Raw genomic sequence first — 23,322 nt, 5'->3', positions numbered from 1 at the left:
ACACGGACTGCCCCTCGCGTGGAGGGCGTCGGCGATGATTGAAACGATCAACGAACCGGGAATTCCGTCCACGGCTTCCCCAATAAATTCGACAGCCGATACCCCATGCGGGCTACTCAACTGGTTCCACGAATTCGCCGGGTTGCTGGGGCTGCCCTGCGCGTGCTTTGTACGTACAACGGGGCGAGTCGTCGCACGGTCCTCTCACGAAAGCGTGCCCGAGGGATCGTCCGATCTTCGGAGGCAGTCCCTGAGCTGCAGAAGCCTCGAAGTCAGTGTGTTACCGGGTGAGCTGCTGCACTTTGTACTGCCCGTCCCCATGGACAACCGGTATGTGATCGAAGGGTTCGCGCGGGGAGGCGCGGCACCGATCGCATTCGCGCTGGTTGCACATCTTTGGGATTCCCGCTGGGACGAAACTCAGTTTCAGTCCTGGGCAGAGACCGTACCTGTCTGTGAGCAGCGCATTCTGGAACGATTGCTGTTGTGCTCGCTCAGAACGCTGGAGAAAGACCATCGCGAGGCCGAGTTGCAACTGGAGGTTCGATCGCTGACGCAGCAGATGGATTACGCACAGGAACAGATGAACCTGCTTCACGTCCTGGCTCATAACCTTCATCTGTCGCGTCCCACGGAAGAGCTAGCGAGCCTGTGCCTTGGAAACCTGGAGAGCCTGATCGACTGCGGCGGTGCGGTCATCTGCTTTGAGGACATTGAGAAAGGCCGTCGGTTCCTGCCCCAGGGCGAATTGCCGTTTGACGATGCGGGACTGTCGCGGTTGCTCGCTCGATTCGAGCACAATGACTGGTCGCAACCGTTGGTTCGCAACAAGTTGCACCACTCCGTGCTGGGCTCGGAATTTCCCGGACTGAAGAATCTGGTGATCGCCTCGATTGGGGATGACGCCCACCGCTATGGCTGGATTGTCGCGTGCAATTTGCGTGGCGGAACGGACTTTGAAATGGCGGAAGCGAGCCTGGTCGGATCGATTGCCACGATTTTGGGAACACACGCCCAAAATATTCGGCTGTTCGACGAGCACGATGACCTGCTACTGAGTTTCGTGCGATCACTCGTCTCGTCACTTGACGCAAAAGACCGACACACGCGTGGACACAGCGAACGCGTGGCACTCATCGCACGTCGAATTGGGATGGAGCTTCATCTGGCGGACAGCGATCTGGACGACATCTATCTCTCAAGCCTTCTGCACGACCTTGGAAAGATCGGTGTCGACGATCGCATTCTGTCGAAGCCCGGCCGACTGACAATCAGCGAATTCGCACAGATTCAGCAGCATCCCCTGATAGGCCATCAGATTCTGCAGCAATTGAAGAATCTGAAGTCGATTCTGCCAGGTGTGCGGAATCATCACGAAGCCTACAACGGCTCGGGCTATCCCGATCAGCTTCGTGGCGAGGACATTCCGCTGATGGCACGCATCATCTCGGTCGCGGACAGTTACGATGCGATGGTGACGGATCGACCGTATCGAAAAGGGATGCCTCTGGAGAAAGTGGAAGAGATCTTCCACCGCGGCGCCGGCGAACAATGGGATCCCCGCGTCATCGAAGCCTATTTTGCAGCGCGCGACGACATCCGAGTCTTATTCGAATCGTATTCATCGACGATTGGCAATTTGCTGGACAATCAGAGCCTCAGTCAGTCTGGAATCTTTTCCTCGCGGACGGGACTCCGCTGATTGGAGCACTCTCAACCTCGCGTGGCTTGAAGGATTCGTCAGACGGCCCCGTGGAGCGCCCCGTCTCGTCACGAATTGTGGAGGAAAACCAACCACACTCTGGACCAGAGTGGCAGAAGTCGTTGAACATCACTCTTCAAAGGCGGGTTACGTCGGTTTTGGGCCGCGACCACCGGTACGCAGGACTTGAGACGCAAGTTCGACAAGTTCCGGCTCCAATCCACTCTGCTCGATTTGCGCCACGGCTGCCTCAACGTCGTAATCAACTCGTTTGAGCTCGACGTGTCCGTCCTGAATGATGGCATAGGCGGCGCGTGGGTCGCCATCGCGCGGTTGTCCGATGCTGCCCGGGTTCAGCAACTGGCAGCGACTAAGCTTCAGATGAAACGGGATATGAGTATGGCCGACGCAGACAAAGTCGGCCTCAATGCTTTCGAGACGCTTTTCCCAACCCAATGGATCGGACGCCAGGTATTCGTCCATCGGGTCGCGTGGAGTGGCATGGACCAGATGGAACCGGAGACCGTCGAGTGTCAGGTTCTGAGTCACAGGAAGCTGCGACAAATACTTCACGTGTGAAGGCCGCAGGACATCCCAATGAAGCTGTCGCGTCGCACCGGCCAGACGTCGAAAGCCCGTTCCGGTCGGCGGTGGTACCCGCTGGGCGACGGAATGATCGTGGTTTCCTCGAATGGAACAGGTCGCGTTTTTTCGCACCCAATCAATGCAGGGAATCGGATCAACGCCGTACTCGACCAGATCCCCAAGAAACAAACACGCGTCGAACGATTCACGGATCGACTGCAGTGCGAACCAGTTCGCATGAATGTCGGCGAGAACCAGAATCTTCATGAAGCGAACTCACAACAGTTTTGATCTGATTGAATCGTTTGAATCGATTTTATCACCGGCAATTTCCCGCCAGGCGTCGAGTTCACCCCAGCGGATATCGATTCTCCGGTCAAGTCGTTTCCCTTGAGGAACTCGACCACTTCTCGGTCATGTCATGCGATCCATCTTGACGATTGACGACTGACAACGGTCTAATTGCTGCACATATCGCACCGAATCCCGTCTGAAACGAGCGTTTCCATGAGTTCGGACATCGACAACTTGACACTGCGTGAGAAGCTTCGCGACACAGCCCGCGGGGTAAAAGAACTTATTGAACATCTGGAGATGGGTTTTGTACCCAAAGTCCACGAACTCAGAAAGTTAAGCAGGCAACATGACCCGTCATCGGGAAATCCCCCTGTCGCCGACGTGACAATTCGAAGCTATGTTTCAGCAGTCGTCGAAAGTGACCGATTTACCGTTGGGTTGAATGAGACACTCGAGAAATACCTGAACTCGATCAAAAATGACGTGTCCGATGTGATCGGTCGCGGAGTCGGACGGTGAAGGCTAGATTATGGACACCATTACGGCCATCCGAAACACCGTAAAAACACGGATCAATAAGAAACAGCGCCGATTGGGGTCGAGCCCTCACACGTTGATTGATGTTCGTTCGTAAGGCAGTCTGGCAGAGAACGAGTTACCGTGAGTGGCGGACGTCTCGTGAGATGAGTTTTCCTTTTCGACCTGTGGCGACACTGGAATGGCAAGCAGCCTGAATCAACCGAAATCCGAATCGGACCTGGGAACAGGTTCGGCGTTCGGATTTTCGTGGCGTTCAGGTAAGGGTGTCGGTCCCGAAACTGTGATTACTCAGCCCCGTTCGAATCCCCCCCCGGGCGGTTCGAGCGAAGGGCCGGTCATCAACAATGAACTTGTCCCGCGACTGTTTCCGACTCACTACGAAACGGAAATTGTTTCCGGCATCTTGATCGGTCATTTCCGGATTCAGCGACGCATCGGTGTCGGCGGTATGGGAAGCGTCTTTCTCGCACTCGACGAAAGCCTGAAGCGCGAAGTCGCTCTGAAAATCCTGTCGCCGTCACTCTCGCTTGATCATACGTCCATTCAACGTTTTCAGAATGAGGCCCAAGCTGCCGCGCGACTGGACCATGACAACATCGCTCGGGTGTTCTATTCGGGCGAAGAGGCGGGCCTGCATTTCATTGCGTACGAGTACGTTCCCGGCCAGAACTTGCGAGATGTCATCCGCGCCAAAGGCTGGCTCGAGCCGTCAGAGGCGGTCAACTACGCCATTCAACTGGCCGCCGCATTGCATCATTCTTCGAGCGCCGGCGTCATTCATCGCGACATCAAACCATCCAACGTCTTGATCACTCCTTTCGGGCGCGCAAAGCTTGTCGACCTGGGGTTGGCACGAAAAACGTCGGTGGAATCGTCGATCGAACTGACGGTGCCGGGCACGACGATGGGCACCTTCGACTACATCTCGCCCGAGCAGGCGCGCGATCCACATAGCGTCGACGTCCGCAGCGATATCTATTCGCTGGGCTGCACGCTGTACCATATGCTGACTGGCGAGCCACCGTACCCTGAAGGCACGGTCCTGCAGAAGCTTCTTGACCATCAGGCCAAAGAACCCCCCGACCCTTCCAAGAAGAATCGTCGCGTTTCCCCGATCCTGTCTCGTGTGGTCCGCAAGATGATGGCCAGCCAGCCCGCACGGCGGTACGCCACACCAAGCGAATTGTTGCGAGATTTGCTACTGGTTGCGCGCGACCTCGGAGCAGGGGCCGTCCCGATCGACGGACAGGTCTGGCTGACCGCCACGCGATTCAAACCTCCCGTCTGGCAAAGCAATTTCGGGTGGGTCGCCACCACTTGTGCCCTGTGCTTGATGGTAACGGTGGCTCAACTTTATCCAGGACTTCTGCTGCGCCTCATGCAGCCAATCACAGGTGTGCGCTACTCGCCGCCCACCGTCACGAAGGCAGGCGACACACTCGGCAATCGTCCCAATCTGGAATCAGAGAAACCGTCCGTTGATGCAGAGACGCTGACGTCGCCAAAACTGGCAAGCACATCAGGAAGTACGCTCGCACCTGTCACAAGCGAATCCAAGTTCTTCGGCCCGGGCAAAAACGATCCGTCACTACCAGCGTCACCATTCGATGGCGATCGGCCCAATGCCATCGTCCCCATCCCACTAACAACCCCTGAAACGACTCCCAAGACCGAGTCGCGGCCGGGAGCAACAATCACGGCCGAAAACCCCACGCCGTTTCAGATTGTCGGAGGGGGATCATACTCCACGCTTGAGGCAGCCTGTGCCGAAGCTTCGGACTCGGGCGGAATCCGCGTGATCGAGCTTCTTTACGACGGACTACGCGAGCCCGAGCGACCAATCCGGCTCAACAAGAAGAAAGTCGTGATCCGGGCACGTGATGGCTTCCATCCGACGATTCGATTTTCGGACGTCGATACCAGCTCAGAACAACCGCACATGATTACCGTGGCGGGAGGATCTCTGGAGTTTTTCAACGTCGATCTGGAAATGACGGTTCCGAGCAGGATCGGTACCGATCGCTGGTCCCTGTTCGCCTTGGAACGGCCCGAGAAAGTGCAACTCAAGGGTGTCACTCTGACAGTGAACAATCCGCAGTATAAGTCTGCCTGCTTTTTCGAGCAGCGGGCTTCAGCGGGTCAAGGGCTGGAAACCATTGGAAGTCGCCTCGACGGGATGCCGCTGGTCCCGCCCGAGCTTGTATTGACCGGATGCCTGGTGCGTGGCAAGGCCGATCTCATCGTCATGCGTGATCCCGTTCCCGCCCGTTACGAACTGAAAGATTCCGCGATCGGCATTGATGGCAATCTACTGCAATTGAAGCTGGTGATGGACTCGGACGGGATGGAAAGGGAAAGCATCAAGCTGGAACTGGAACATTTGACGCTGCGGTCTGCACAGTGCCTGCTGGCAATCGAAGGATCTGGCGGACAGACGGAAAGACTCCCCCCGATCATCATCGACGCGCGAAATAACATCCTCTCGTGTCGCCCCGTCCGTACGCTGGTGTCAATGCGCGGACTGGCCGATTTCATGGACTTTCAAAAGTCGTTCCAATGGCGCGGCAACTTTAACTTCTATGACAACGTGGAAACGTTCCTGGAGGTACTGTCCTCGCAACCCAACAGCAGCCGCAAACTGGATCACAACGATTGGAAAAACCTGACCAATGAAGGCATCGGCTCCAACAATACCGTCGTGAACTGGCGCAATAAGAACGTCGATCGTTCGTATTCGAACTGGACCACCGGCAGCTTCAGAGTGAGCAGCGAATCGGAGCTGGCCGTACGTGGAAGCGACGGAACCGCGGGAGCTCCCCTCGATAGCTTACGACCTCAGGATAAGAACTAATTGCAGAGCCACTCATCCCTGACAGGCTCGCTCGTCTTGCAGACGGGCTCGACACGAGAGAAATCGTGAAGCAACTTCAAGGTCAGTGTGGATTGCGGATTCTTGAAGGTCGATTCTCAAACGAATTCCCCTTGCACTTGTACGTCGCGTCATCCATTCTTTGGTGTCGTCGTGCCCGCCGTCATGGTTCAGCCACCAAAAGTTGACACCTGTGTCCTCACCCGCATCGCCCTCGCCCACCCCAACGGCCTCGAACTGGTCGTTAATTCACCGCATGCTGCTGCTGGGTTGGAAGCACCGCGCAACGTCGCTTGTGTTTGTGATCCTGAACATCGCGCTCGTCGCCTTGAATCTGGCTGGCTTGAGCTTCGCAGGGGTCGCAATTGACGTTTTACGCAATGCAGTACAATCCCCAGCAGAAACTCCCGTCCCAATCTATTGGCCTTTGGGGATTGAACCTCCCGCCAGTTGGTCGCCATTTGCAGTCGTGACAACAGTGGCCCTGATCGTCCTGGGAGTCGCAACGCTCCAAGGAGCCTTGAAATTCATCACCGCCGTTGTGAATGCCACACTCAGCCAGACGATCGTGATCCAGTTGCGCACGGACGTCTATGACAAAGTACAACGATTGAGCTTTCGGTACTTCGACGAAAACGACAGCAGCTCATTGATCAACCGGGTTGCGGGCGACGTCCAGGCGGTTCGCGGATTTGTGGATGGTGTCATCCTAAAGGTGCTGACAGTCGTCCTGTCGCTCGGCCTTTACTTTGGATACATGTGGGCTGTCCATGCACCGTTGGCCCTCGCCTGCCTGATCACATCCCCCCTCTTGTGGATCGGTGCCGTCTGGTTCTCGAAATCCGTCCGGCCGCTTTATCAGCGCAGCAGCGAGTTGGGGGACGACCTGGTCCTGCGGCTTTCCGAAAACATTCAAGGCATTCAGGTCGTCAAAGGATTTGCGCGCGAGGATGATGAAATTGTCCGGTTCGAAACGGCAAACCGGGCCCTGCTCGACCAAAAGGTCGACATTTTCTGGCGATTGAGTGTCTATCAGCCGGCAATGGGACTTCTAACCCAGGTCAGCCAACTGATCCTGATTGGATATGGGGGGATGCTGGTCATCCGAGGGCAATTGCCGCTGGGAACCGGGTTGTTCGTTTTCGCCAATCTGATTCACGAGTTTGCGAATCAGGTAGGTCAGATCATCAATATCGCGAATAGCATTCAAAGCAGTTTGACGGGCGCCGAGCGCGTCTTCGCGATTCTTGACGCGGAAGTTGAAATCCAAAGCCCTGCCGACGCGATTCCACTCCCCCGCGCACGCGGAAATGTCACCTTCGAGAACGTCTGCTTTCACTACGCACGTCAGCCGGGCCTGGCCGAATCCAACGGCGCCACAGCAACGAAATCGGAGGTTTCCGTCAACTCGGACAACCTGGTTCTGAAAAACATCAACCTGACGATTCCCGCCGGTAAGTGCGTGGGAATTGTCGGCGAAACTGGATCTGGTAAGTCAACGCTGTTGCAACTTGTGGCGCGTTTCTACGACGCAACTTCAGGTCGAGTCCTGGTGGATGACATTGACGTTCGCGACTTGCAGCTTCAAGACTTGCGTCGCAACATCGGACTCGTGTTCCAAGAGAGTTTTCTATTCAGCAACACCGTGGCCGCAAATATCGCCTTCGGCCAGCCTGACGCCGATCTTGAAACGATTGAGCGTGCCGCGCAACTGGCTGCTGCGCACGAATTCGTCAGCGAACTGCCGAATGGATATCTGAATCTTGTCGGCGAGCACGGTTCGAATCTCTCGGGCGGACAGCGCCAACGACTGGCCATCGCACGTGCGTTGCTTCTCGACCCACCGATTCTGATCCTGGATGATGCGACGGCCGCTGTCGACGCCGAAACCGAACATGAGATTCAAGAGGCGGTTGAATCGGCACGTGGCGGTCGCACGACCATACTGGTGTCGAGCCGAATCCGATCGGTGCGACATGCAGACCGAATTTATGTGTTGCAACACGGCAGCATTGTAGAATCGGGCACGCACGCCGAACTGATCGCACTGAATGGCGAATACGCCAAGCTGGCGCGTTTGCAGCTTGTCGCCGATAGCGAGCAAGGTTTCGAAACGCAGGCACAGCGACAGGCGGGATAAAGGACACGAAATGTTTTGGTTGCTGCGAGGACTGGAACTCGCCTTGATTGCGGGTTTCGCAAAAGTCTCGAGTTTCTTCTTGAACCGATACTGCGCCACGCCGCATCCGAAATCTTACGGCGCGATTGGAAAATGCGTTCAATTGGGGGCAATCCCAATCTATGGTTGGATGATTCACCACGAACTGTCGCGGATCGCGGCCTCTCAAGCAATCGATTCGATGTCGTGGACCACGACAAACCCATTCGCAATGGTCTTATTGGTGATCGGCAGCTTTGGCTTCATCCATCTCGCTGCCTCCACGATTGCCTTCCATCGATATCGCCCCCCACGGTGCCAGTTGTCATGCGAATCGCGCATTGTCGATTTCCGCCAGGACAGCAGATATCAACCGTGGCGCAACGTGCTTGTCGGCCCGCGCCCGATGCGTCGAATCACACAACTTCCTGGCAATGAACAACTCAAGCTGGAAGTCAGCACGAAAGAATTCCTGTTTTCTCGCTTACCCGCGGAATGGGATGGGTTGTCGATCGTGCATCTGGCAGACCTGCACTTTCGGGGTGGAGTCGCACGGCCCTATTTTGAGGCGGTGTGCGAGCAGGCCGCGGCATTGAAGCCGGACTTGTTCGTGTTCACAGGCGACCTGCTCGACGAGCAGAAGCGGCTCGAATGGCTGCCAGACACCTTGGGGCGTCTGCAAGCGCCGCTGGGGCAGTTCTTTATTTTGGGAAATCACGACTGGTATCTGGATCCTGAAGCGACTCGTCGTGAATTCGAGCGTTTTGGATGGGTGGATGTTTCGAGCCGTTCCCATGTGCTGTCAATCGCACGGTTCGCATCCAAAATCACCATCGCCGGTGATGAAACCCCCTGGCTGGGCCGTCATCCAGAACTCATTGAGAATCCGTTCAAGATCCTTGTCAGCCACTCGCCGGACAATATTGCTTGGGCGCGCGAGCAAGATATCGATTTGATGCTCGCCGGACACACGCACGGGGGACAAATTCGGTTGCCCATTCTTGGCCCCATCTATTCACCCAGTCTCTACGGTGTCCGATATGCATCGGGAGTATTCTGGAAAGATCCAACGCTGATGTATGTCTCACGCGGGATCAGCGGCCGCGAACCGATTCGCTATGGGTGCCCTCCTGAATTGACCAAGCTAGTCCTTCGATCAGAAGCCGCTCGCCAATCGACCGAAGCCTGAAGGATCGACGTCCATTTCTGACGTGCCATGGGCAGGAGGTCATCCAACCTGCACTATGTGCGGCACTGCCAATCGGTCCCGGCTGGGTCGCGAGCCTCGCCCGCAAGCGAGTTAACATGCTCGCGACGAGTTCCTCGACGTATCAACTCGGATACGATGCTCCGCTATTCGCCATCCCCTGGGTGCGACGGTACGCCGTCCTTGGCGGTCAGCATCCGCAGCGTGAACGCCAACGAGTTTAGACGCGTTTCCGTCGAATCGGCGCGTGACATGAACACGACGGGGCACGCTGCCCCACATAACACTCCGCCAAACCGGCAGTCCGCGGTGTACATGATCGCCTTCACGGTCAAATTTGCCGCGAGCAGATTGGGGAACAGCATGGCATCGGCGGCCCCAACGACGGCACCTTCAATCCGCTTTTTTTCACCGGCATCCGAAGCATACGCCAGGTCAAATGACAGCGGCCCCTGCACAACACAACCAGTGATGTCACCAGCGATGTTTCTTCGCACAAGCTCAGCGGCCTCGCGAGTGTCGGGCATCGCATCGGTGACCTTTTCAGTCGCCGACATCACACCAATTCGAGGCAGTTCATCGGCGGCGCCGTCATTCAAAGCGCGGGCCACGTCGACCATGCTATTCAGAATATCGACCTTCTGATCCAGCGTTGGCTCAACTGTGATTCCCGTATCTGACAACAGGAACCGACGAGAATCGCGGGGAATCTCCATCAGAACGACCTGACAGATGCAGCGATTGGTCCGCAGCCCCACCTCGCGATTTAACACCGCCTTCATGAGGGCCGGCGTCGCAATTTGTCCCTTCATCAACAGCCGTGCTCGCCCGGCGCGAACTTCGGCTACAGCCGCCGCGGCAGGGTCACTACTGTCGATCAACCGAAACTCACTCAGATCGACATCAAGATCCTTCGCAAGTGTCCGCATTTCATCGATCGCGCCGGCCAAAATTGGCTCGACCCATCCTCGACGGTGCGCCAATGACATCGATTCCAGGACAGTCCGATCGGCGCCACCGGCCACCACGACAGGTAGCGGAGCGGGAAGTTGATCTGCCAATCGATAGAGCGATCCGAAACTCAGCAAAGCCATCGTGTGCGTTCCCTAAAAGCTCGTTTGAACAGGCATCTCAGCTTATCCGAGCAGAATCGCCCCTCCAAGGGGTAGGAGATTCCTTGTTGATTCAAAATCAAGTGTGCCACAGGTTGGCGACGAGATCGACACGACAATTCGAATGCGTCGTTCGCAGTTCAATACCACAATCGTTTATCGACCTGAGTTACAGGCGGCCGTCCGCTGACAAATCGACGGACATTCTCGACCAGCGTTTCCAAATGCCGTTCGGCGATCCGAGGCGAGGCCGCGGCAACATGCGGTGTGATGATGACGTTCGGCATTCGCCACAAGGGATGATCCGAAGGCAATGGCTCCGTTTCGCAAACGTCGAGCGCGGCGCCGCCAATTTCTTGCGCCTGCAGCGATGCCGTCAGATCATGGAGATCGACAATCGCGCCGCGACCGATGTTAATCAGCACCCCAGTGGACTTCATCTGCCTGATGCGATCGCGATTGAACAGCTTGGTTGTCTCGGGCGTATGTGGAGCAGCAATGACGACGTAGTCGGCCACTTCCAACAATTCGTTCAGTCGCTCAAGCGGCCAGACTTCGTCTAACACGTCAGGCACCTGCCGCGTGTTCGGATCAACGCCCATCAGGGTCATTCCGAACGCCGATGCGCGACGCAAGATTTCAGAACCAATGTGTCCAACCCCAACAACGCCCAACGAGCAATCGGACAGATGTTGATGCGCGAGGTCCATCGGCAATGTCGTGCCAGGGCCACTGACAAATTCCACGACATACTTTTGATCGCCTGCCGGCGACCACTCGCCCCGCAACTGGTTGCGAAAATAGTGAGGCAGGTTTCGGGCGAAACACAGCACAAACCCCATGACATGATCGGCAACCACATCGGAAAACAGTCCGCGCATATTGCTCAAGACGCAGGAATGTTCGATCAATTCGGGAAATAGAAAATGTTCCAGACTGGCCGTCGGCGACTGCACCCATCGCAGGCACTTGGCCCGCGCCAAAAGGGGCGGCGTGAGCTTACCGAAGAATGCATCTGCTTGCTCAATTTCGAACAATGCCCGTTCAAGACTTTCGGCATTGACCACGCACATCGAACCGGCGGCATCAAGTACACGTGCCAGGCGTGCCTCACCAATGGCAGGGAAGATCACAAGCTTCATGTTGAATGACGATTCCTCGCGCGAGATCAATCGATGAGTTCGCCTGCAGTTTGAACAAGGTTCAGCCGACGCTGTCAAGCATCGACGCGAGTGACTTTTTTACTTTGAGAAACATCATTTTTTCGACTTGCTCTCGTGATGGTGTGACGGCAGAATACCGCCCCGTGTCGGTTCCCCATGGAACCTTCTGGCATCTCTCGATTCATGCCCCTCATGAGGTCGCCCGATGCAGTGCTTGTTGAGTTTGAATGATTCTTTGATGGTCGGCGAGGTCGAGATTAGCGTGCTTGAAGTCCGCTATGATTCGGTCAAGCTGGGCATCATCGATCCCAATGCGTCACCGACCTATCGCGAAGAAGTTCTCTTTCTGAATTCCGAAGATGAAGACCTTGGCTACAACGACGACGTCGAGGCAAAGTCAATTCCATTCGAATTCGAGCCGTTCCATTCGTTCGCAATTTCAGTTCTCTAAGGTCGCAGGCTTGCCCTTTGCGTGACCGCGCGGACACAATCCGGCAGAGGTTTCACGCGAATGGCATCGACGACCGTACCATCCAGTTCACCTGGATCCCATTTGATGACTGCTAGCCACAGGCGTTCTGCCGATGAACCGTATTCATCCGAGCAGATTGCCGCGCTGGATTTGCGCGCCGCTCGCCTGCCGCGACATGTGGCGATCATTATGGACGGAAACGGTCGCTGGGCCCAAGCCCGTGGATTTCCACGGATCGAAGGCCACCGCCGCGGTGTGTCGACCGTTCGCAGCATCATTGAGTGTTGCTCACGTCTGAACATGCAGCAGCTCACGCTGTATTGTTTCAGCAGCGAGAACTGGAAGCGCCCAGAACTTGAACAAAAGTTGCTGATGCGTTTGCTGGAACAGTATCTCGTCGAAGAACGGGCCGAGATCGCCCGGCAGAATCTCCGGTTCTCGGTCATCGGTCGACGCGAACCTTTGGGCGAAGGGGTGAATCGCGAGATCGATCGAACGTACGAAGTCGCAAGTGAAAACACCGGCATGCGCCTGTGTCTGGCGATCAACTACGGCAGTCGCAGCGAACTGGCCGACGCCGCGCAGGCGATTGCGCGCGAAGTCGCTGCGGGACGGCTTGATCCCGATGCGATCAATGAGTCAACAATTGAAGCTCATCTCTATACTGCGGGGATGCCCGACCCAGATCTTGTGATTCGGACAGCAGGCGAAATGCGAGTCAGTAACTACTTGCTCTGGCAAATCAGCTATGCTGAACTCTGGGTTACCGAAAAGTGCTGGCCCGATTTCGACAAAGATGAGCTGTTTGCAGCACTGCGTGATTTCGCGCAACGGAACCGGCGGTTCGGGGGCCTGTCAAACTGAGGCAAGCATGCTGCGTTGGCGACTTCTTGTTTCCGCGATTCTGATCCCTCTGTTTTTCGGGTGCTTTTACCTCGATTCCCAGTTGGGGGCGTCCGCGCCGATCTTTCTGACCATCGTGATCGGACTGGCAATTTGCGGCGCAGGCGAGATGGTCGACCTGCTTTGGACTCGCTCATTTACACCGAACAAGATCATCGTGTCCGCTTGTTGCGTGCTGGTCGCCGCCGCCGCCTGGTGGGGACGCTTCGGTCATATGCCCATCAGGATTCCCTCTGATGACAATACACTCGCGCAGGTGATGCTCGCGTATGCGATGACAATCCTGGTGTTATTTCTCCTGGCAACCTATCGCTATCGCGAACCCGGGGCCAGCATGGAAACACTTGGCGCAGAACTGTTGATCGTCAGCTATGTCGGCGTGTTGCTGGGCGTTGTGGCCCAGTTGCGATGGGTGGCGGGAAGCCAGGCTGGATATCTGGTCATCGGCTCGTTGCTCTTCGTCACAAAAGGAGGTGACGTCGGAGCCTACTTTTTCGGGCGCCTGTTTGGACGACGGAAGATGGTCCCCCATCTGTCGCCCGGAAAAACCTGGGCGGGAGCGGTGGGGGCATTGGTCGGGTCGGCCACCAGCGCGGTGGCGTGGCTGCACTACTCCACTCCCCTGTTTACTCCGACTGGTCAATCCACCTGGCTGCCACCGATTTGGTATGCTTCCGCCATCTATGGACTGATCCTGGGCGTCACAGGATTGGTCGGCGACCTGTGCGAATCGCTGATCAAGCGTGATGTGGGAAAGAAAGATTCGTCGAGCCTGGTGCCAGGATTCGGTGGACTGCTCGACCTGATGGACAGCGTCTTGTATGCGGGCCCCGTGGCCTATGTACTGTGGAAAGCATTGCCTCTGGCAACCTGGATCCACGTCACGGACGGATAACGCGCCAAGCCCGCAGTCGAAGAGGATACCTGGTGACCGATTATCTGAACGAGACATTTCGAATCCTGGATGCGTCCGCCAATCGCACTCGCGAAGGTCTGCGTGTTATCGAAGACTTCGCTCGATTTGTCCTGGACGACGCACACCTGTCGCGGCTGCTCAAAGAACGTCGGCATGAACTGGCCGAGATCATGGCTCAACTACCCGAGTCCAGCCTGCTGTCCGCCCGCGATACGTTGCAGGATGTTGGGACAACAATTACGACCGCAGCCGAGTCTCATCGATCATCGGCCATTGACGTCGTCCAGGCGGCTTTTAAACGATCCCAAGAGGCGATGCGGACGCTCGAAGAATATGGCAAAGTGATCGCCCCATCGACCGCACCGCGTTTCGAACAATTGCGATATCAACTTTACAGCCTGGAAAAGGCAGTGCTTCGCACGGAATCCGCGAGCCGACGATTGGATTCACAACGCTTGTACGTACTCGTTCAGTCGCAGCAATGCTCCAGCAACTTGGAGTCTGTCGTGAAATCAGCGCTCGATGCGGGTGTCCGCCTGATCCAGTTGCGCGAGAAGACGTTGAGCGATCGAGATTTCGTCAACTTGGCGCGGCGCCTGCGGAAATGGACGGCCAGCCAGGAGGCGCTGTTGATCATCAACGATCGCCCCGACATTGCCGTCGTGAGTGAAGCCGACGGAGTTCACGTCGGACAAGACGAGCTAACCGTTCACGACGCACGGCGTGTGGTTGGCCCCAACCGCATCGTCGGCGTTTCCACACACTCGATCGAACAAGCACGCGCGGCGGTCCTGGACGGAGCAGATTATCTGGGCGTGGGCCCCACCTTTCAAAGCGGGACCAAGTCCTTCTCGGAGTTTCCAGGGACCCATTTTGTCGCTCAAGTTGCGGCCGAGATTCGTCTGCCGTGGTATGCCATCGGTGGCATTGATACAAGCAATATTGAAGAAGTCGTGCGAGCCGGTGCAACGCGCGTCGCCGTCAGCGGTGCGATCTGTCGCACCCCGTCTCCTGCCGTCGCAGCAAAGCACCTGCTCGACGTCTTAATGAAAGATCATCAATCGAATCGACTCGGCTAAGAAGAACTTCCGATCCTCCACCGGCAATCATCGACGTGCCTTGACCCGACGTGCCCCATGCCTGTTTCGACCTGCCTTCGACTGCTGCTGATACCTTTGCTGATTGCGGCGATAATTGTCCCCGCGTTTGCGCAAAACGAATGGGAAATTGCGCCGGAAGGTGACCAGGCTCTCGAGCGGGGACTCGCATGGCTCGCCAAGACGCAAGGACCTCAGGGAAACTGGGATTCGAATGACCTGGGGCTAGTCAGCCTGGGAGCACTCGCGTTTCTGTCCGCTGGCCACATGCCAGGCCGCGGTCCCTATGGCGATCACGTCGACCGAGCACTCAAGTATGTCGTGAAGAACGCCAAACCGTCCGGCCTTCTCAACATCGCCGATGCACAGCGTGACCTCTACAATCATGGGCTGGCGGCATTTGTGCTGGGCCAGGCCTATGGGATGACGGACGACCCACAAATCGGCAAAACCCTTGAAAAGTCGTTGAAGATCATCGCGAATACTCAATGCGATGACGGGGGCTGGGACTATCGCGCCAAACGCCAGTCACACGGACACGACCTCAGCCTTTCCGTGATGCAGGCCAAGGCCTTGCGGAGCGCTGTCGACAGCGGATTTGAAGTTCGCAATGACGTGATCAAACTCGCACTGCAATCAGTCCGAGAACATTACAAAGCCGACAATGGCGCTCGCGGCTTGGAAGAACGAGCCAAAGAGGGTGGCGGAAAATTCACCTACGATGGCAATCGAACCACCGTCGCCATGGCGGCTTGCGGTGTCGTTTGTCTGCAGGAATTCGGACAGTATGACGATTGGCGAATTCCCAAGAATCTGGACTATCTCGCCAAAGAGATCGCCCGATTGACACCCGTGAAAGGAAGTGGCGAAGTTCCCTTCGACGCTTACACACTCTATTACGTCGGCCAGGCGTTGTATCAATCCGGCGGAAACAGTTGGCGGACAAACTACCCTGTTCTTCGCGACTATCTGATCGAATCGCAGTTTCGGAAGTCCGAAAACCCGAATGAAGAAGGCTCGTGGCGCGACACGCGATGGGTGCATGGAAAGCCAGGATTGCTTTACGGGACTGCTGTCGGGTGCTTCATCCTGGCAATCCCCAATCGGTATTTACCAATCCTTCAGGAAGGTAAGATCGAAGGGTTACTCGACAAAACAGCCATCGAGACCGGAAGAGCGAAGAATTGAGATTTGACGCCGCTTCGTTCGCCATTGCCGGTGCCATCGCGTCGGCCGTACCGATCTTCATCCATCTGGTGAATCGTCGGCACTACAAGACGGTGCACTGGGGAGCCATGGCATTCCTGCGGGAAGCGATGGAACGCCACCGCCGAGTCTTACATCTTCGAGACGTGTTGTTGCTCGTAATGCGGATGCTGGCGGTCTTACTTTTTGGATTTCTGCTGGCACGCCCCTTCATCCATCGCACCTCCGCTGAATCCCTCGGACAGATTGCCTGGCTGGCTGTCAGCGGTACAGCGACAATCACCTTTGCCACGGCGTGGGCCACATCAAAGGTTCCACGACGAAAATCACTCGTGGCGGGTTTCGTCGCAAGTCTGATTGCGGCCGGTTTTGCGTTCTCCAGCATCACACGACAGACAGCGTCAGAAACATTCTCGACAACGACTTCAAAGACGCCGGTCCACGCCATTCTCTTGATCGACAATAGTCGCAGCATGGGGGTGGAGTCTGCTGGTGGCACTTTGTTCGATCGCGCGCGAACGATTGCCGCGTCATTCATCGCGTCCCTGCCCCTTGGCAGTCACGTCACCATCATTCCACTTGCTGGCAGCGAAGAGGTCACCACACTCGACGCGTATCGCAGCAAATCCGGAGCACAGCGCGCACTCGATCGACTCAAACTGGTCGACACCGAAGGCGGCCTGCGTCATGGGTTCGAACTGGCCGAACGTGCGAGCCAACAAATGACGGACGTCGCAGAGAAGCGTTTTGTCCTGCTCACAGATGCGCAGGCGTCAGCCTGGCAGAAAATCTCACCGGCTGAATCCCAGCAACTCGCAGGATGGCAGGTTGTCAATGTGACCCAAAGCCCGGCGAGGAATCTTTGGGTCTCGCATTTCCACCTCGAAGAGGGTATTGCGAGTACGGAGTCACCAAGTCGGTTTCGTGCACGACTCCAGACCAATCAGACTCCATCCGAGGGAACGCAGACTGCCGACGAATCATTCAATGTTCAAGCCGAACTCTGGATCGACGGAATCGAAGTCGCCAGCAAGACCTCGACGATGTTTCCAGGTCTGGATCGCGAAATCGAGTTTGCCTATCAGTTCGACGGGACAGCCGATCCGCTGCAACCACGCTGGGCCATCGCCTCATTGATCATTCATGCCGACCGTCAATCCGTCGATCAGCTCCCCACCGACAATCGACAACAAATTGCGGTGCCGGTCACAACATCAATCCCAGTGATCTTCATCGACCAATATGGGGATCGTGAGCAGGTCGAACAGAATCAGATCGGCGAAACCCATGCACTGCGTCACTTGATGTCGCCTCGATTGAGGAATTCGAACTCCGAACGTCCACTAATTCGAATCTCGCATCTGCGGGCCGACCAGGTATCGCAAGAAACGCTGCGAACAGCGCGACTGGTCGTCATCGGTGGGATTGAACGCCCGGACGAGGCATTCGTTTCGTTGTTACACGAATTCGTCCAACAGGGCGGACCGCTCGTCATTCTCGCTGGCGGACAATTCAATCCTGCGGCATGGACCGACCAAGCCTGGCGAAACGGAAATGGCATCCTGCCAGCACCGCTTGACGCGAGTTTCTTAGGACAGACACCGGAAGAAGCATCCCAGCAACTCACACCGTTCTATGTCGATTTTTCGTCGGTGCAAGACGATCGACTAAAGATCGAAGGCGAAGACCCGCAAACATTGTCGGCACTGTTCGAGTCCACTCCGTTCTTCAAAGCAATTCGAGTCATTCTGAACTCGACGGTCCTCGATGAGATCAAACAAGCAAACGTTCAACAGGCATTCGACCTGCGGACGAATCTCGACCAACCGGTCGCGTCACGCTCGAATCACGCACCACCAAGGACTTCGGAACCGGCCTGGTGGGCCTGGCGATCTCCCTTTTCACAAATCGCGCGATTCCAGTCACCAGAAACCAAGGTCGGGCAGAGTCAACCACGTGTTCTCGCTTCGTTTGAAGGCAATCACGAACCTTTTGCCGTCGAACGTCACATTGGTGCGGGTCGAGTTGTACTGTTTACCAGTGGCGTCAGCTCCAACTGGAATTTGTTAAGAAGTTCCGGTGCGATGTATCTGTTTCATCGCACATTCGTTCAATTGATCGACCAGACATTTCCCCGACGAACGTACGATGCGGGGCAGCTCATTGTTCAGCCAATCGAGCATCGGCGCGATCTGGTGTATGCGGTTATTCGGCCGTCCGGCGAACACAATCCGCTCCCGATGGATCTTTTGAACGCCTCCCTTGCCAAGGCGACGATTCGACGCCCCTTGAGCGCGGGAACCTACGTCATCACGTCAGCGCCATTCGAGACCACAACAAGCGACGCGGCAATGGACGCAACCGAAGTTCTTTCGTTGACCGTCAATGGCGCGGAATCGGAATCCGATCTGTCTGTGCTCACAAAGCACGACCTTGAGCATCTGATCGGAAACGATGATGCGCATGTGCTGGCGTACGATGAACCGATCGGATTGGACGGAGGGACTCGCAAAGGATACGAACTCTCAAAAGCGCTGGGGTGGTGCGCACTCGGTTGCCTGTTGTTCGAGATGGGAATGCTCGCCTGGCCTGTTGCTGGCGATCGTCGTTTGTTTTCGCGGCTTCGGCGCCGTTCAGCCGGGTGACACGGAAGGCGATGAACGAGAATACAGATCCGAGTGCTAACGCATCTCGGCTCACCTGGAACTCGGGATTGGTGAGTGTGCTTATTCTCAAGAGGGTTGCACGCGACGTATGAACTTGACGAAGACGATCGGCTGGCTGCTAGGTCACGACAACGTGTCAGAGATTGACTCTGCCCGCTTGTCGTTCGCCGCTTCGTGGGCACATGCATTTCCCGTCCTAGTGGTCCTGGGCGGCCTCGCACTTGTCGCAACCACAATCTGGTTTTACCTCGATCGTCCACGCCGCGTTTCATCGTCCACGAATGTCGCGCTGACCGTGCTGCGGTCAGTATCGCTCTGCCTGATCTTCCTGGTACTTGCCGATCCAATTGTCGAACTGAGCTTCGTCAGCCTGAATAAGCCCGTGATGTGGTTTCTGCTCGATGGCAGTGACAGCATGTCCATTCCCGACCAGCTTCCTGCTGCCGACCAAACTCGCCTGGAGATGGCTGTCGACATGCCTGGGTATCTCGCAGCAAGTTCTTCGCAGCCTGAACGCTCTGTGGGCGAACCATCGCAAACGGATGATTTGATCGCTCGGGTTGACTACGCCCGTGCCCTGCTCGCACGCAAGAAAGAGAATCTGATTGAACAGCTTTCGAAACGGTTCCGGCTGCAATTCTTCACCTTCGCCGAATCAAACGGTGTTCGGGAACTGATCACCCATGATCAGCCCGAGGGTCGTGCGATCGCGCGTGATTGGTCGACCACGGGTCGCATGACCGCACTGGGTGATGCCTTCGAAGACCTGGCACGAAAGCGCACTACCGAAAGTTTGTCTGCGGTACTCGTACTGAGTGACTTCAATCAGAATTCGGGAACGGCGGCATTGGCGGCTGCGAAGAAATTGGGAGTCCCCGTATTTACGGTCGGCGTCGGGCCACAGAGCGCGATCGATTTGAGCGTCGAATTGATTGCGACGTCAAAAATCAAGAAAGCAGAATCGTCCACAATCAATGTCGTCATCCACAAGAACGACGCCGATGAGACACCCGTGCAGACGAGGTTGTCGATTCGCCCTTTTGGATCGACGAGCGCAGATTCCCAATTGATTGGGGAAACAACCTCCACGCTCACCGGCAACAGTTCCACGGTCGAGTTCTCGTACACGCCAGACTCCGCAGGTCGATTCATCCTTGTGGCCGAGGTTGATCCGATCGAAGGTGAAGTGATCACACAAAACAACCAGGCCGAGCGTGAAGTGACTGTGATCGACGACTTCTTACGGCTGATGTACGTCGAATCCGAACCGACATGGGAATGGCGGTTCATCAAAGAAGTCTTTCATCGCGACAAACTCATTGGACGGCGGGGCTTTCGAACCTTCATCCGTTCGGCCGACCCGATCGTGCGTGAAACCAACGAACTCTTTCTTTCCACTCTGACCCCACCCCGAAGCGAATTTTTCGAGAATGACGTCATCTTCCTGGGTGACATGCCCCGCACGGCGCTCAGCGATCGTTTCTGCGAGATGACCAAAGAGTTTGTCAGTGAATTCGGCGGCGGCCTGGTCGTCATCGCGGGTCCACGGTTTGGCCCTGGGCAACTTGCCGGTACACCACTGGCGGACCTGTTGCCCGTGGTGATCGATGCCGATGTCAAGCGTCGCGATGGCAATGGCTTCACACTGAGCTTGACGTCGGCCGCCTTGCAGTATGACTTCATGCGAATTGGAAACTCGCCCGAGAAACCGCTGAATGGCTGGGACAGCCTGGGGCAACTCCCTTGGTACCAGCCGGCCCTTCGCGTTGAGGCACGTGGAACTCGTGTGCTCGCGCAGCATCCGACCGACAAGTGCGCCGACGGCCAGACCGCTCAACCTCTGATTGCCATTCGGCAGTACGGCCGCGGCGAAGTGGTCTATATTGGATTCAATGAAATGTGGCGGCTGCGTCGACTTCACGGTGAAACATTCTATCGGCAGTTTTGGGGCCAGTTGATCCACCGCTTGGGACTAAGTCACGCTTTGGGTCGCCACAAACGTTTCGTCGTCAGGACGGACCAGACGACGTATCACCCAGATGACCAAGTCCTTGTCACCGTCGAGGCGTATGATCGCGAGTTTCAACCACTCGATGAGAAGCAACTTCGTGAACGACGACTCACCGCAACACTCATGCGTCCCTCCACGACAGCAAATGCAGGCCGCCTGCAAACCATGAGCATTCCGCAGCTCAAACCCGGTGTATTCGAAACTCGATTGCCAGTGGCGACGGTCGGCGAATACCGGCTGCAGGTGAACGACCCGAGCTCGAACGAGGTGACCGAGCTCGAATTCCAGGTCACCGACGTCTCTCTGGAACGGCGCAGCGCCGTTCGAAATGAATCGTTGCAATCCAGCATCGCAACTGAGACGAACGGCAAATCGTATGATTTACTGAATGTCAATCACTTCATCCACGATTTCACCCCCGATCCGCGAAAGGAAACGAGCCTGGAAATCATTCCCCTTTGGAACAACTGGCTGATGTTTGGCACCGTCATCGGCTGCTTGTCGGTCGAGTGGTTCTTAAGGAAGCAAGTGAATCTGAATTAACGTTGATGCATGAAATCATCCGAGTCCAATAGGCCGCAAAGTTTTCTTATTCATGTCCACAGAACTCGCCGATCTCCGAACTCGAATCCGATCGCTTCAGCAGCGAAGAGCGGCCATTCGATTTGCCACCGCAGGCTGCCTGGGATTGACGATCCTGTGCGGGGGACTTGTGACCTGGTACGCCTGCGACCGACTATTCAATTTTTCGATCGCAGCACGGATCGGCTTGAACCTTTGTGTCATGGGGATTCTATCCCTGTTGATCAAACAGCGGGTCTTGCCATTCATTGCGCCCCGTGAATCTGACGAAGAGATCGCCTTGATCGTAGAACGCAAGCATCAACTCGATAGTTCCTTGATCGCAGCGTTGCAGTTCGAATCGCCACACGCGGTCACATGGGGTTCAGCACAGCTGACGTCCGCAGTCGTGCACGATGCCGCCAGGCTTGGCAGCTCGCTCACTCTCGACGAGGGCCAAGGCGTGCATCGCCTGTCACAGCACGCCTTGGCCCTCGTCGGCATGTTGACGATGCTGATCGCTGGCATCATTACATGGCCCGCCGATGCATTGATCTTCTGGAACCGAGTCTGCCTGCGATCGGACCAGTATCCGACGCGAACTCAGATTGCCTCCGTGACAATGAACGGTCACCCCGTCTCGTTCAATTCCATTAGTCCCCCACCTCGAATCCGCGTGCCATTCGGACAGACCATTGCCGTTGAACTGAGCGCTCAGGGAGAGATCCCCACCAATGGTTTTGCCACGCTATCAAACCTCAAGCACGAAGTTCTCACTCGCGTGAAACTCCAGCCAATCGCGAATCAGGCGACTCAGTTCCGTGGAAACCTGACTCAACTTGTCGAGTCGACTGATGTCACATTCGCGCTGGGTGACGCGGTTTCAAGACAGATCGCAATCGATGTGGTGCCGCTTCCGTTTGTCGACGTCGATTGGAACATCGAACGGCCGAAGTATGCGGTCTCTTCCTCGATCGAGGAATCGGCAGACCGAGGGGCTCGGCAACGTTCGGTTCTGGAAGGATCTGCGGCTCGACTGGAACTGACGTGCTCAAACAAACGACTTCAGTCGGCACGAATGCTCGTCGCGGATACGACCTATGAATTGGCGTCGGCCGTCGAGCCCGGGGCCACCGCCACCGTCTGGAGCTTACCAACGGGCACGCCATTTGACTGTCTGCGTGAATCGATCAAGTATGAGATTCAGGTCGTCGATCAAGACGGACTCTCGCTGGAACGTCCCATCCTCGGACAATTGCGGTTGGTTGCCGATCGAGCGCCCCGCCTGACGGCATCCGCAGTCACTCGCAAGGTGTTGCCCACCGCGGAACCGAGAATAGACTATGTGGCCACTGATGACTTCGGGATTGCTGCGATCCATGCAACGATCGAAATTTCCCACGAGACCGAAGACAGTTCGAAGTTCGAAGTGACCGAGCCGGTACCAACAACTTCAGACTCACCAATGCTGATACGACAAGGTCGGTTCCCGATTCCACTGTCGGGATACTCGCTACGAAAAGGAGACACCGTCCAAGTCGTCCTGCACGCCGAAGATTGGCGCGGCGAACGTCCTGGCCAACGCACGGACAGTCCATCCATCACATTTTCCGTCGTTGAACTGGCCGAGGTGCTGCTTGAATCAAGCGAAGACGACAAGAAATCAGCGAGGCAACTTGATGAGATCTTGAAACGTGAACAATCGATTCGAACCGAGAAGAAATAGGGTGTTGACATCAAGAAGACTGGCTCCGCAAAGTGCCCGTCTCCTTGATGTCAACACGCTGCGGCTCAATCGATTTGCCGAACTTTTCACGCGAACGGACCGTTCAGCCGTTGGCAAGGCGACCTCACCGT

General features: G+C 56.3%; 16 protein-coding genes. 13 read left to right on the top strand and 3 right to left on the bottom strand.

The features are described 5' to 3' along the window. Positions 1-277 precede the first annotated feature (277 nt). The gene (locus tag OSO_RS0136870; RefSeq protein WP_237729388.1) at positions 278-1,702 is read left to right on the top strand and encodes an HD-GYP domain-containing protein; all 1,425 of its coding nucleotides are present in this window, start codon (positions 278-280) and stop codon (positions 1,700-1,702) included. Between the two features lie 147 nt (positions 1,703-1,849). Here the strand turns inward: OSO_RS0136870 and OSO_RS0136865 are convergent, their stop codons facing one another. Then, positions 1,850-2,554 carry a metallophosphoesterase family protein gene (locus OSO_RS0136865; RefSeq protein ID WP_010587783.1) on the bottom strand — a complete coding sequence of 235 codons (705 nt, stop codon included), beginning with the start codon at positions 2,552-2,554 and terminating at the stop codon, positions 1,850-1,852. A gap of 240 nt (positions 2,555-2,794) precedes the next feature. Here OSO_RS0136865 and OSO_RS0136855 point away from each other — a divergent pair, with 240 nt between their 5' ends. The 4 genes from OSO_RS0136855 to OSO_RS49095 all read left to right on the top strand — a co-directional run bounded on the left by OSO_RS0136855 (position 2,795) and on the right by OSO_RS49095 (position 9,340). Further along, positions 2,795-3,103, top strand: a complete 309-nt coding sequence (locus tag OSO_RS0136855) for a hypothetical protein (RefSeq protein WP_010587782.1) — start codon at positions 2,795-2,797, stop codon at positions 3,101-3,103. Positions 3,104-3,302: 199 nt separating this feature from the next. Then, positions 3,303-5,975, top strand: coding sequence for a serine/threonine protein kinase (locus OSO_RS49105; protein WP_010587781.1), 2,673 nt, complete (start codon positions 3,303-3,305; stop codon positions 5,973-5,975). Between the two features lie 211 nt (positions 5,976-6,186). Further along, the gene (locus OSO_RS0136840) at positions 6,187-8,133 is read left to right on the top strand and encodes an ABC transporter ATP-binding protein (RefSeq protein WP_202800025.1); all 1,947 of its coding nucleotides are present in this window, start codon (positions 6,187-6,189) and stop codon (positions 8,131-8,133) included. A 10-nt stretch (positions 8,134-8,143) separates the two neighbouring features. Then, the gene (locus OSO_RS49095) at positions 8,144-9,340 is read left to right on the top strand and encodes a metallophosphoesterase (protein ID WP_010587778.1); all 1,197 of its coding nucleotides are present in this window, start codon (positions 8,144-8,146) and stop codon (positions 9,338-9,340) included. A 164-nt stretch (positions 9,341-9,504) separates the two neighbouring features. On the opposite strand, the gene OSO_RS0136830 is transcribed toward OSO_RS49095, so the two are convergent. Together OSO_RS0136830 and OSO_RS0136825 are read right to left on the bottom strand one after the other, a co-directional pair. Further along, on the bottom strand, positions 9,505-10,452 hold the full coding sequence (locus OSO_RS0136830; RefSeq protein WP_010587777.1) for a phosphate acyltransferase: 948 nt from the start codon (positions 10,450-10,452) through the stop codon (positions 9,505-9,507). 158 nt (positions 10,453-10,610) lie between these two features. Next, the gene (locus OSO_RS0136825) at positions 10,611-11,612 is read right to left on the bottom strand and encodes a D-2-hydroxyacid dehydrogenase (protein WP_010587776.1); all 1,002 of its coding nucleotides are present in this window, start codon (positions 11,610-11,612) and stop codon (positions 10,611-10,613) included. A gap of 226 nt (positions 11,613-11,838) precedes the next feature. Here OSO_RS0136825 and OSO_RS46580 point away from each other — a divergent pair, with 226 nt between their 5' ends. The 8 genes from OSO_RS46580 (at position 11,839) to OSO_RS0136785 (ending at position 23,191) form a co-directional block, all read left to right on the top strand. Then, complete coding sequence (locus OSO_RS46580) at positions 11,839-12,084, top strand: carbon storage regulator (RefSeq protein WP_010587774.1); 246 nt, start codon at positions 11,839-11,841, stop codon at positions 12,082-12,084. 105 nt (positions 12,085-12,189) lie between these two features. Continuing rightward, positions 12,190-12,969, top strand: a complete 780-nt coding sequence (locus OSO_RS0136815) for an undecaprenyl pyrophosphate synthase (RefSeq protein ID WP_010587773.1) — start codon at positions 12,190-12,192, stop codon at positions 12,967-12,969. Between the two features lie 7 nt (positions 12,970-12,976). Beyond that, a complete protein-coding gene (locus tag OSO_RS0136810) occupies positions 12,977-13,903 on the top strand; it encodes a phosphatidate cytidylyltransferase (RefSeq protein ID WP_010587772.1) in 927 nt (308 codons plus the stop codon). Between the two features lie 32 nt (positions 13,904-13,935). Continuing rightward, positions 13,936-15,003: a thiamine phosphate synthase gene (locus OSO_RS0136805; RefSeq protein WP_010587771.1), complete on the top strand. Its 1,068-nt coding sequence runs from the start codon at positions 13,936-13,938 to the stop codon at positions 15,001-15,003. A gap of 57 nt (positions 15,004-15,060) precedes the next feature. After that, positions 15,061-16,209 (top strand): prenyltransferase/squalene oxidase repeat-containing protein, encoded by a 1,149-nt coding sequence (locus OSO_RS0136800; RefSeq protein ID WP_010587770.1) that lies wholly within the window; start codon positions 15,061-15,063, stop codon positions 16,207-16,209. Beyond that, positions 16,206-18,872, top strand: a complete 2,667-nt coding sequence (locus OSO_RS0136795; RefSeq protein ID WP_010587769.1) for an N-terminal double-transmembrane domain-containing protein — start codon at positions 16,206-16,208, stop codon at positions 18,870-18,872. Before OSO_RS0136800 ends, OSO_RS0136795 begins: the two co-directional genes overlap by 4 nt. Before the next feature lie 109 nt (positions 18,873-18,981). Beyond that, positions 18,982-21,447, top strand: coding sequence for a hypothetical protein (locus tag OSO_RS0136790; protein ID WP_010587768.1), 2,466 nt, complete (start codon positions 18,982-18,984; stop codon positions 21,445-21,447). Positions 21,448-21,499: 52 nt separating this feature from the next. Beyond that, positions 21,500-23,191, top strand: a complete 1,692-nt coding sequence (locus tag OSO_RS0136785; protein ID WP_010587767.1) for a hypothetical protein — start codon at positions 21,500-21,502, stop codon at positions 23,189-23,191. The last annotated feature ends 131 nt before the right edge of the window (positions 23,192-23,322 follow it).

The sequence above is a fragment of the Schlesneria paludicola DSM 18645 genome (assembly GCF_000255655.1).
Lineage (GTDB): Bacteria > Planctomycetota > Planctomycetia > Planctomycetales > Planctomycetaceae > Schlesneria > Schlesneria paludicola.
This window is presented reverse-complemented; position numbering and strand designations above follow the sequence as displayed.

Coding starts and splice junctions, on each gene's coding strand:
- OSO_RS0136815 (WP_010587773.1), top strand. CDS start 12,190: ATGACTGCTAGCCACAGGCGTTCTGCCGATGAACCGTATTCATCCGAG.
- OSO_RS46580 (WP_010587774.1), top strand. CDS start 11,839: ATGCAGTGCTTGTTGAGTTTGAATGATTCTTTGATGGTCGGCGAGGTC.
- OSO_RS0136800 (WP_010587770.1), top strand. CDS start 15,061: ATGCCTGTTTCGACCTGCCTTCGACTGCTGCTGATACCTTTGCTGATT.
- OSO_RS0136855 (WP_010587782.1), top strand. CDS start 2,795: ATGAGTTCGGACATCGACAACTTGACACTGCGTGAGAAGCTTCGCGAC.
- OSO_RS0136790 (WP_010587768.1), top strand. CDS start 18,982: ATGAACTTGACGAAGACGATCGGCTGGCTGCTAGGTCACGACAACGTG.
- OSO_RS0136810 (WP_010587772.1), top strand. CDS start 12,977: ATGCTGCGTTGGCGACTTCTTGTTTCCGCGATTCTGATCCCTCTGTTT.
- OSO_RS49095 (WP_010587778.1), top strand. CDS start 8,144: ATGTTTTGGTTGCTGCGAGGACTGGAACTCGCCTTGATTGCGGGTTTC.
- OSO_RS0136825 (WP_010587776.1), bottom strand. CDS start 11,612: ATGAAGCTTGTGATCTTCCCTGCCATTGGTGAGGCACGCCTGGCACGT.
- OSO_RS0136865 (WP_010587783.1), bottom strand. CDS start 2,554: ATGAAGATTCTGGTTCTCGCCGACATTCATGCGAACTGGTTCGCACTG.
- OSO_RS49105 (WP_010587781.1), top strand. CDS start 3,303: ATGGCAAGCAGCCTGAATCAACCGAAATCCGAATCGGACCTGGGAACA.
- OSO_RS0136830 (WP_010587777.1), bottom strand. CDS start 10,452: ATGGCTTTGCTGAGTTTCGGATCGCTCTATCGATTGGCAGATCAACTT.
- OSO_RS0136785 (WP_010587767.1), top strand. CDS start 21,500: ATGTCCACAGAACTCGCCGATCTCCGAACTCGAATCCGATCGCTTCAG.